This window comes from Nitrosomonas sp. GH22, from assembly GCF_009833115.1.
GTDB classification, from domain to species: Bacteria; Pseudomonadota; Gammaproteobacteria; order Burkholderiales; family Nitrosomonadaceae; genus Nitrosomonas; species Nitrosomonas eutropha.
The window spans coordinates 1-4,337 of sequence record NZ_QRCA01000055.1; the positions used below are offsets into that span (position 1 = coordinate 1).

6 protein-coding genes are annotated in these 4,337 nt (G+C 39.9%); all 6 read left to right on the top strand.

What is annotated here, in order from left to right; genetic code table 11:
* Window positions 1-250: 250 nt before the first annotated feature.
* Complete coding sequence (locus ABF86_RS11925) at window positions 251-838, top strand: ComF family protein (RefSeq protein ID WP_160803638.1); 588 nt, start codon at window positions 251-253, stop codon at window positions 836-838.
* Window positions 835-1,386 (top strand): hypothetical protein, encoded by a 552-nt coding sequence (locus tag ABF86_RS11930; protein WP_160803639.1) that lies wholly within the window; start codon window positions 835-837, stop codon window positions 1,384-1,386. Before ABF86_RS11925 ends, ABF86_RS11930 begins: the two co-directional genes overlap by 4 nt.
* A 179-nt stretch (window positions 1,387-1,565) precedes the next feature.
* Window positions 1,566-2,918, top strand: coding sequence for a deoxyguanosinetriphosphate triphosphohydrolase (locus tag ABF86_RS11935; protein ID WP_204987610.1), 1,353 nt, complete (start codon window positions 1,566-1,568; stop codon window positions 2,916-2,918).
* A 395-nt stretch (window positions 2,919-3,313) separates the two neighbouring features.
* On the top strand, window positions 3,314-3,439 hold the full coding sequence (locus ABF86_RS13135; protein WP_275689313.1) for a hypothetical protein: 126 nt from the start codon (window positions 3,314-3,316) through the stop codon (window positions 3,437-3,439).
* Window positions 3,440-3,462: 23 nt separating this feature from the next.
* Complete coding sequence (locus ABF86_RS12990) at window positions 3,463-3,597, top strand: addiction module antidote protein (RefSeq protein ID WP_240142333.1); 135 nt, start codon at window positions 3,463-3,465, stop codon at window positions 3,595-3,597.
* A gap of 511 nt (window positions 3,598-4,108) precedes the next feature.
* Window positions 4,109-4,337: transposase (locus tag ABF86_RS11950; RefSeq protein WP_160803567.1), on the top strand; the 229-nt coding region annotated here is incomplete at its 3' end.

Here is a 4,337-nt window from a genome sequence, read left to right on the forward strand (position 1 = left end):
CGCTGGAATGGGTAGCCTGGTCAACAACCAGCGGCTGCTGGAACCAATCGGTTACATCCCTCCCGCAGAAGCTGAGGTAAACTACTATAGGCAATTCGCCAGGGAAGCCATTCCGGTGGCTTGACTTTAACCAAACAGCCTCCTCAAAACCCGGGACGATTCAGTCGTTAATAGGGAAGCGCAAGGTTAGATTAGAAATCTCGCTGAGAGAGTTTTTTGTTTGTTTATGATTAAGGGAAAAGGAGAGGCTATGCAATTACATCCGCAAGGAATTAAAGGCCCATGGAAAGCAGGAGTAGTTCTTGATCGGCATACCGTTGACAGTCAAATTGCAGGCCAAAATGAATTTGGCTATCTGGTTTTTGATAACACTAGAAGTGAAATTGGTGAGCAGCTCTATCGCTTCAAATATAAAAACGATCAAGCTGCTCTGGTCAAGATTTTGAAGGCTGCGATTCACTATCTCGGCCCTTATAGTCAGGGTAAATTTGATTTAATTATTCCCATACCGTCGTCTAATCCTACAAGAACGGTAACTAAACAATTAGCGCGAGGATTAGCTGATGGTTTTTCTTCATCGTTTTCTGATACGGCGCTGGTAAAAAATAAAAATACCAGCGAACTTAAATCAGTAACAGATCCTGAAGTAAGGAAAAGCATGCTGGCTGGAGTTTTTCAGGCTGATCCTCATCAAGTGAGCGGTAGAAGTATATTGCTTGTTGATGATTTATATAGATCTGGTGCTACACTTGAATCGGCAACTGAAGCGGTAATGACACAGGGGCAAGCGCGAACTGTCTATGTGCTTGCCATAACTCGAACCAGGGTGCATGTATGAGTAATGTATTTTTTGGTGGCTCAAGGAGTCTGGGGAGATTAAATCCTGCCATAAGAACTCGTTTACATAATTTAATTACCAATAAGCATACGGTACTTATCGGTGATGCAAAAGGTGCAGATAAAGCTGTTCAATCATTCTTTGCGGATGAAGGTTACAAAGATGTAATCGTTTATTGTATGGATGGCAAATGTAGGAACAATGTGGGTAGCTGGCAAGTGAGAGCTGTTGAGTCAAGTGGCAGAAAAAAAGATTTTGCCTACTTTGCAATGAAAGATGCTCAAATGAGTCTTGATGCTGATTACGGCTTTATGATCTGGGATGGCGAAAGTAAAGGTACGCTCAATAACGTGCTGAATCTTATCCAGCAAAATAAATACGCTTTGGTTTATATTTCCCCGAAGAAAGAGTTTATTCCAATAAGATCTGCGAATGATGTTTTATCGATGATTTCAAATCACTCAAGTGAAATTCTTGAATACTTCAATAATAAAATCAAACTGGAAACAAGAGTTGCATCGGCAAATCAATCTATCCTTGGTTTTTAATTTTGTATTTTTACTCTTCTCCTCTAATCAAGTATAAGAGCTCTTAACTCTTACTTCATATTAGTTTTATGATGCTGGACCAATTGATTGAATAAATACAAAAATTAGTCTCTATTCCTATTATCACGGCTACTATAATTTCTTTATTCTCTTCAAGATTATTAGATATTGGAGAAGATATGGCCGAGGAAGTTATGAAATGGGAAAAGCTCCTTTCTTCCACAAGATTAGGCAAGGAAGAAATAATCAATTCTGATGATAGTAATCCAAGATCAGAGTTTCAACGAGATTATGATCGTATTGTTTTTTCTAGTGCATTCAGGAGATTGCAAGATAAAACACAGGTATTCCCTCTCGCTGAGAGTGATTATGTCAGAACACGTTTAACACACAGTATTGAGGTATCTTGTGTAGGAAGATCTCTAGGAACCTTGGCAGGAGAGTTTATCAACAAAAAATACGGTTATGATAATAAAAATCCGCAAGATTATGGAAATATTGTGGCTGCAGCTTGCTTAGCCCATGATATTGGTAATCCTCCGTTTGGACATTCGGGCGAAGAATCAATACGTAGCTGGTTCCAGAAGGAGCCTGAGGCTAAATTCCCAGAAGTTATAACTGATCCAGAGAAAAAAGATTTTTGTAAATTTGAGGGAAATGCTCAAGGTTTTAGGATTCTGTCACGCCTTCAAAATGCAATTAATAGAGGGGGATTACAGCTTACATATGCTGTACTCGGTACTTTTAGTAAATACCCAAGAGGCTCATCCATATTAAATCCTAATCCTGAAGATATTAGTGAGAAGAAGTTTGGTTTTTTTCGCGATGACGCTGATTCATTCGCTAGAATTGCCACAGAATTAGGGTTAATTAAGAAAAAGGATAATACTTGGTCACGGCATCCATTGGCATTTTTGATGGAAGCTGCAGATGATATTTGCTATGGAATAATTGATTTAGAAGATGGGTTTCGAGTCGGCAGAGTCTCGTTCGAGGAGGTAGAATCTCTATTGAAACCAATCGCATGCAACAGAGGATTTAACGAATATATTTATAATAGACAAGACGACCTTAAAGGTAAAACAGAATATTTGCGAGCTAAAGTTATCAACAATTTAATTTTCTCTGCTATTGATGTATTTAAATATAATTATGATGAAATTATGAAGGGGAGATTTCAACATGGTTTAATGTCGAAGATTTGTAAATATGAGAATTTACAGTTAGAAAAAATAAAGGAGCTTTCACAGCAGAAAGTCTATGCCGCATCAAACGTTCTATACATTGAAGCCGCTGGTTTTGATGTGCTTGGTGGCTTATTGGAAAAGGTCGTACCTGCAATGGTAAAGGATGAGAAAAATAAAACTCCCGCAGAGAAAAAAATATATCAACTTATTCCACAACAATATAAAGCAAGCTGTAGTAAGTACACGAAGTTACTTAGTGCAACTGACTTTATATCAGGCATGACTGATTCGTACGCAGTTATGTTATATCGAAGAGTATGTGGAATAGAGTTACCACGTGGATAAGAGAAAGTGAGCTCATATGATTAGGTTTATCAAGAACTGTGAAAACCGAGGTCAAATCTCAAATCTTGAATAAAGAAAGCAATCTGTAAAATATTATAGACTCTAGCCTTCCTGGCTTTCAAGTCATCAGTAGCGTAATGATTTAGAAACCACGGCAATAGCAATACAAAAAATTACTGATTTCCCTTGTTGTAACAGTTGAGCTGGATTACTTCCTGCCACGTTACGCTCGCAGCCGCAAGGACAGCTTTTTGCGATTTTCCCTGAATCGTCGAGTTTATTACATGCGTAAAGGTCCAAGAGTTATCGTGCTGCTGACTGGTAGTGATAAATCTACCCGGGATGCAGATATTGTGCGTTCCGTCACGATTGCGAAAGAGTGGAAGGAGTGATTTATGGCTGAAAATTTTTCCCGCTGGGATGTGGTGGAGCTGCTCAAAACAGATGAGGATATAAAATTATATTTTGAAGCCTGTGCGGAAGAAGATCCAGGGATGGTAGTCTCATTTGTGCTGCATTAGGTGATATTGCACGTGCCCGTGGAATGACCTGGCTTGCTCATGAAACTGGCCTGACTCGTGAGGGACTTTATAAGGCTTTATCTCCTGACGGCAATCCGGAATTCTCTACGGTGATTAAGGTTATCAAGGCGCTTGACTTGAAATTTCATATTAAGTGAATTAACCTGCCTGATGCGCCAATTTGCGCATCCTCTAACACCTGCATAGAAAACCAGGGCCAGATCTTGAATGAAGAAAACAAGCCATCAAATATTATTGATTCCGGTTTTCCTGGTTTTTAAGTCATCAGCAGTACAGTGATTCAAAGCCACGGTAATAATAATACACAAAATTACTGATTCCCCTTGTTGTAACAGTTAAGCTGGATTGCTTCGTCGGCTATGCCTCCTCGCAAGGACGGCTTTCTACTTGGCAAGAAATACAGCCACATCGTCCCACCCGAAACCAACAACAATAAACCCACCAAACATCACCTCTTTTCAGTACTTAAAACACACCAGGGATTATTGACTTTTGTCACGTGACGAAATCCAATTATTCGGATAATTAAAGCCTTCGCAGACCGCATTACTCGTAGCTCTATGTAACGGGCAAAGTGAAGCGATTTGATATGGTCTAATAGACCCGGACACTCCAGTTAAGAGAAAATAGTCTTAATTGGAGGATGAAATGGAGCCTAGGAAACACTATACAAAGGAATTCAAGCTGGATGCAATCAGCTTGGTACTGGATCAGGGATTAACGATAGCAGAAGCTGCCAGAAGCCTGGAAATCAGGGCTAACATGCTTGGGCGATGGATCAGGGAGAGCCAGGCGGATACTAATGGTCAGGCATTCCGCGGTAATGGGAAACTGACACCGGAGCAGGAAGAAATCCGGCGGCTTAAACTAGAAAACA